The 5,678-nt window shown below is 50.0% G+C and carries 7 protein-coding genes; 4 read left to right on the top strand and 3 right to left on the bottom strand.

Features of this window, described 5'->3' with window-relative positions:
- Positions 1-751: 751 nt before the first annotated feature.
- From IQ235_RS17180 to IQ235_RS19010, 4 genes are all read left to right on the top strand, one after another.
- Positions 752-1,219: a response regulator gene (locus IQ235_RS17180; RefSeq protein ID WP_319592613.1), complete on the top strand. Its 468-nt coding sequence runs from the start codon at positions 752-754 to the stop codon at positions 1,217-1,219.
- A 5-nt stretch (positions 1,220-1,224) separates the two neighbouring features.
- A complete protein-coding gene (locus IQ235_RS17175; protein WP_264322649.1) occupies positions 1,225-2,376 on the top strand; it encodes a hybrid sensor histidine kinase/response regulator in 1,152 nt (383 codons plus the stop codon).
- A 536-nt stretch (positions 2,377-2,912) separates the two neighbouring features.
- Complete coding sequence (rbp, locus tag IQ235_RS17170) at positions 2,913-3,221, top strand: RNA-binding regulator (protein WP_264322648.1); 309 nt, start codon at positions 2,913-2,915, stop codon at positions 3,219-3,221.
- Between the two features lie 111 nt (positions 3,222-3,332).
- Positions 3,333-3,500 (top strand): Asl3888 family RNA-binding protein, encoded by a 168-nt coding sequence (locus tag IQ235_RS19010; RefSeq protein WP_502652924.1) that lies wholly within the window; start codon positions 3,333-3,335, stop codon positions 3,498-3,500.
- Here IQ235_RS19010 and IQ235_RS17165 read toward each other — a convergent pair.
- The 3 genes from IQ235_RS17165 to IQ235_RS17155 form a co-directional block, all read right to left on the bottom strand.
- The gene (locus tag IQ235_RS17165) at positions 3,431-3,622 is read right to left on the bottom strand and encodes a hypothetical protein (protein ID WP_264322651.1); all 192 of its coding nucleotides are present in this window, start codon (positions 3,620-3,622) and stop codon (positions 3,431-3,433) included. The genes IQ235_RS19010 and IQ235_RS17165 overlap by 70 nt on opposite strands.
- Positions 3,623-3,665: 43 nt before the next feature.
- On the bottom strand, positions 3,666-5,390 hold the full coding sequence (locus tag IQ235_RS17160) for a DUF3352 domain-containing protein (RefSeq protein WP_264322647.1): 1,725 nt from the start codon (positions 5,388-5,390) through the stop codon (positions 3,666-3,668).
- An 89-nt stretch (positions 5,391-5,479) separates the two neighbouring features.
- Positions 5,480-5,678: glycine cleavage T C-terminal barrel domain-containing protein (locus IQ235_RS17155; RefSeq protein ID WP_319592612.1), on the bottom strand; the 199-nt coding region annotated here is incomplete at its 5' end.

Here is a 5,678-nt window from a genome sequence, read left to right as displayed (position 1 = left end):
CTCCCAACTCATCTAGAGCTATGACCCAGATTCTCCCCTATCTCCCAACCACTCTAAAGAGGAGCTGGGAAGCAGGGAGCGAGCAATTTTATGGATGATTTCCACTTAAAAGTTAATTTTATTTTTAGTTTCTCCTGATGTCCGATCTGTGACGCGATCGAGATTGCTCGTTTAGGATCGGCAAGCAAATATTATAGAACTTTAGATAGATTGACAATCTTTTATAGTGAATATCGATTGGTACGAGCGAATTCATAAATATTCGATGACTTATATCCAAAACAAAACGAGAATGTCCTAAGTTGGTGGGATAAGTCAAACATACAATAGCTTCGACTCAAACCCCTGCACGGACTCAGAAGTACCCTCCGTTGAATTCCGCCTACCGACTTAATCGAATGACCTCGATCGTGTTAGGGCTGTTGCGATGAGACCGAGATCGAGTTTTCTCTAAAAGTAGTCCCGTATACCCGTTCGGGTCTTGTTTTCCCATTTTTCAAGCACCTTTCTCCGGTGATAGAAAGCCGTACCATTGCTATGTCTAGTTTCCACCCCAGGGTAGAAGTCCAAGCCGATAAATTCCTCCTTTGGGCTTAGGCACTATCCTGATTTTAAGGGTATGCTGGTAATATCAAAAAGCATTGATCTAGACTCTATTAACATTTTTAGCTAGACATCTTGACTAGTAGCGCTGACGAAAAGTTTCATCGATGAGATTGAAACTGAGCCGTCACCCGGTATTCAAAGTCCAATGTTGACACAGCCTAGGTTCACTCCAGAAAATCAAATCAAAATGTACGGTAAAGCCATTAATATTTTATTGGTGGATGATGATGCTGTGGATGTGATGACTGTCCAGCGCGCATTCAAAAAAAGCCAAGTAAAGAATCCACTCTACGTCGCCAGTAATGGTTTAGAAGCCTTAGAGATGCTGCGACCGTCCCACAAATCGATTCCCCCGTCCCGTCGCCTCGTTCTTTTAGACCTGAATATGCCCAAGATGAATGGCATTGAGTTTCTCAAAGAACTACGCCAAGATCCGAACATCCATCAAACACCGGTGATTGTTTTAACAACATCCGATCGCGAACAAGATCGCTTGGAGGCGTATAATCTTAACGTAGCAGGCTACATCGTCAAACCCGTAACCTTCGCTCAGGTTGTGGAAGTGATGAGCGCCCTCGATCGATTTTGGACGATGTGTGAATTTCCGAAGTAAGTAATATGGATGAAACGCTCCGGCTTCTTGTGGTCGATGATGATGAGGTCGATCGCATGGCACTGCGTCGAGCACTCAAGCGCTCTACATTGAGCTTCGAGTTGCAAGAAGTAGACAGTGCTGATGTTGGGGCGAACCTGCTAAAATCCGAGCCATTTGACTGCGCCTTTTTGGACTACCGAATGCCCGGTTGCGACGGCTTAACTCTGGTGAATCGGCTACGGGAGTCTGGGGTAAAAACTCCCCTGATTGCCTTAACGGGGCAAGGCAGCGAAGAAACGGCGGTCAATTTGATGAAAGCCGGTGTTTCTGATTATTTACCCAAAATCCGGCTATCGACGGAAACCCTGACCCAGGCGATTCACAAAGCGATCCGGGTGTATCGGGCAGAGTGTGAAGTGGCTTTGGCCAATCAGCGCTTGAGGGAGTCCCACAAGCGGCTCGAACGGCAAAATCAAGCCCTCGAATATATGGTCAAGCAACGCGATGATTTTGCGACTCGCCTCACCCACGATTTGAGAACGCCCCTGATTGCGGCCAATCGCGTTTTGGAACTTTGCCTTCAGGAGACTTTTGGCGAGATTACCGAGGAGACTCAAGAGGCATTGAGGAATATCGCCACTAGCAATACCAATTTGCTGACGATGGTCAACGCGCTGCTAGAGGTTTATCGTCACGATGCGGGACAAAAGCTGTTGAGCCGGTCTCGTTTCTCATTGCGATCGCTGTGCAAGGAAATCGTTGAGGAACTAGCACCGCTAGCTTACGAGAAGGGGCTGGAAATTGTCCTCGATATCGACGACGCACTGGAGTTTTTCATCGAGGGCGATCGCCTGGAGCTGCGCCGCTTGATTACCAACCTCGCGGGCAATGCCATCAAATTCACCGATACGGGGCGCGTGACCCTCCGGCTGCGATCGCGTGCAACGAAAATAAGCCTGGAAGTCGAAGATACCGGAGCTGGAATCGACGAAGAAGATTTGCGTCAAATTTTCGAGCGATTTCGACAGGGAAACCACATGCGCGTTGGTAGTGGTTTGGGGCTGCACCTGGCTCAGCGCATCGCTCACCTCCATAACGGACAGATTACCGTTCGCTCGACCCTGGGGGAAGGTAGCGTCTTCGAGCTAACGCTTCCCCAAACTCGATCTATATAAGAAAGACTTTCGCTTTGCCTCGATGCAATGAAATGAAATGAATTGACGGCAGTCATTTTCTCGGGCGCAGCCGGAGGCGGAGGGTTGAGAAAATGACAAAATACTCCAGACCTCAAGTTGACACCACAGGTCTTGTTGGTAACTCATGACAATCTGAAAGAATTGGCGATCGATTCAATTCTGTTTCGGGGGTATTTTAAGACCGTTGTCCCGTCACAATTGGCAATGGTCATCGATCGCCGCATCCGTTGAAAAATCCAGCAATCGCAGACCTCAAAAGCCTTGAGCGATGGATGAAGTTCTCTCGAACCCAGGTCGACTCTATCCGATCTCCCACGTCCAATTCCGGGTCTCGATCCAAGTTCCTCAGTGTCGATCCTCGAATTCCCAATCGGGTGCTAGAATGGTCACTGAGAATAAAGATCGGTGATAGTGTTTGTTGTTCAGTATTGATAGATTTTTTCCGAAGGTATTGACAGGCTTTCTCCGACATCTTGGCTCTCTACACAATTCCGATCGAGGAGATCGTCAACTCTATGTCAATTTATGTAGGCAACCTCTCCTATGAGGTGACCCAAGAAGATCTCGAAGAGGTCTTCAAAGAATATGGAACCGTTAAGCGGATTCATGTTCCGACCGACCGCGAAACCGGTCGCATGCGGGGTTTTGCTTTTGTCGAAATGGATACCGATGCCGAAGAAAAAAAGGCAATTGAAGAACTAGATGGCGCAGAATGGATGGGTCGCTCCCTGAAAGTTAATGAAGCTCGACCTCGAGAAAATAACAGAGGTTCCGGTGGCGGCGGTTATGGTGGCGGCGGTGGTCGCAGAAACAACCGCTTCTAAGCTTAAGCCTCAAGCTTAATTTCACAAACGCTTCTGGGAGTCCCGTGACTGCATCTCGAAAGCTTTCCCAGAGGCGTTTTTTTACTTTATTGTGTTGATGGAGAAATCATCATGGCTAAACGTCGCAATCTCAAAAAAGAGAAAGCTTCTCGGAATCAAGCATACGCTCGACAATTTCGCAAGCAATCTTCTCGCTCTTTCTCTCGGGGTCAGCGTTCGTCACCTCCGCCGTCTTCATCGTCTTCCTCAAATAATGAGGGTGGTGACGACGATAAATAAACCCACACTTCGATGGGTTGGCATTGGAGGTGGCTAACACTTCCCCGTTGCCAATCGATCGTCGATGGCTGAACCTCAGAAATTGCATTCCGTACCCGAGAGCCTTGAGGAAGGAAATGCAATGTTTCTGAGGTTTTCTGTCTTTTGGATCGAGTTTCAAATTTTTCACGATCGCAACTGGAATAAAATTCCGGTTCTCTCAAATCCCGAGTCGCTCTTGTAGCTACTGGTTGTGAACGATTTCAAATGTGCAAAAAATGATTCTCCTGCGAGTTCGATGAACTTGAGTGCTGGGAATTGCCGCTCTAGGGGAAGTTTGCTATCGTCCCAGTTCGCATATAAGTAACCATCATTTTGGGCGGGAAAAATTCCCAAACCCGTCGCGAAACCTTCGAGAGATCGCAGCGATCCGTTTCTCGGCGCGCCGAACGCGCGGTCCATTACTTCGATCGAACTCGTAAAAATCTCGTACTTATCAACGTTGCCGCGAACGCCTCGAACTTGGGCGGCCAGTTGCAAGCGAGGACCGCTACCGGACTCATCTTCGGCGGCCGATAGCTTCGTCCACGCCACCACCCGATGTTCGCCTTTGAGAGTGAAAGGTCCAACGCTGTAACCTCGATCGGCCGCGATCTTATCGAGATGTTCGATGGATGCGGCGGCGGTGTCAGAGGTTTGGGCGACGAACACCCAATCGAGTTGGGTATCTTCTCGAGGCACTAATGCCAGGGCATATTCACCTTTGACCCAACTAAAGATATCCTCCGCCAGAGAAATTCCGAAGTTGGCATTCCATCGATCGATTGCCGATTCGATCGCCCGAGTCAGTAACGGGTTGCTCGATCGAATCCGATCTAGTTGCTGCCACAGTCGATCGAGATCGGTTCCGGCAATGGCAAAAGCACTGGTTTCGGGAATATATTCTAAGGCAGCTACCGGCTTCGCGATCGTGGGGAAGGTCGGGAATGCATCGGGTTGGGCAAGCCACATCGCATCGGCGAGAAGTCCTCGAGAATCGGCGGCGAAGGCGATGGCTAAGGGATTGGCAATGCGCTGCGAACCCATCGGGGTTTTGCTAGTCCAAGCCGCGATTCGAGCAATATCCACGTAGACCAATCCCAGACGCTTTTGGGTAAGATAGGTCAGGGCTTTTTGATAGGTGGGACTGTTGGTGAGATTGAGATCTCCGACTTGAACGCGATTGATCGCTTGGCGCAGTCCGTCGGCGGAGTTGGCGAATAAGACGAATCGATCGGAAACGGTCGCACTGGCCCAAACGTTGGCACTTCGGCTCGAAAAGGGGTTGAAGTTGAGCTTTTGGGTTTTCGATCGCAATGGGAATAGCGATTTTTGGGGCTTCGTGGAGACGAGTTCGACCCCTTTGTAATCCTCAAATTCTAAGTCGGCCCCAGCAGCGGCTTTATTTTGCCAGAACAAATCCAGAAATTCGCGACTCTTGGGGGCATCTTTGACGGCCAAGGCGACTAAATAATCCGGTTGGGTACCGTTGCGGCGATCGCCATCTCCATCTAAATGGGTAATGGCTAAGGTGACTTCATCCCCCAGCCAGGGTTGGATATCGCGATCGTAGTCGAGATCGGTGTCTGCCAAGAGACTGCGTTTGAAGCGATCGAACTCGGCGCTGGATTCGCCCCGTTTGAGTAGGGGCGTTCGCATTTGTCGCAACCCTTGCAGGCGATCGGGGTTGGCGAGCAACGATGCGACGAGGGGGGCATCCTTGGGAATGAATAAGGCCGCCTCGGGTGCGGAAATGGGTGCGCCTTGCAACAAGGATAGCGGACTCTTCACCCGCAGCCAGTAAAGACTACCCGCAATAACGAGGAGAACGGTCAATGCGATGGCGACGAAAGTTGAGGAGCTTCGTTTCATGGCGATCGAACCTCATGGGCAATAGTCCAGAGTTATTATCCCATTTCTCGGGCTCGATCTACGGAGGAGATTTGGGAACCTTAACGTTTTTATTTTTTACGGTAGAAGGGTTTTTTCACCACTTCGGCAGGGTAGGTTTTACCGCGAATTTCCACCTCTAGGGGGCGGCCGATTTTGGCGAGGGCGGGGGGAAGATACGCCAGGGCGATCGGGTATCCTAGGGTGGGAGACGGGCCGCCGCTGGTGACTTCGCCGACAACTTCCCCATCGGCAAAAACTCGGTAACCG

Source organism: Zarconia navalis LEGE 11467, from assembly GCF_015207075.1.
In the GTDB taxonomy this organism is placed as follows: Bacteria; Cyanobacteriota; Cyanobacteriia; order Cyanobacteriales; family Geitlerinemataceae; genus Zarconia; species Zarconia navalis.
Note: the sequence above shows the minus strand (reverse complement) of the source record. Positions and strands in the feature narration are given on the sequence as shown.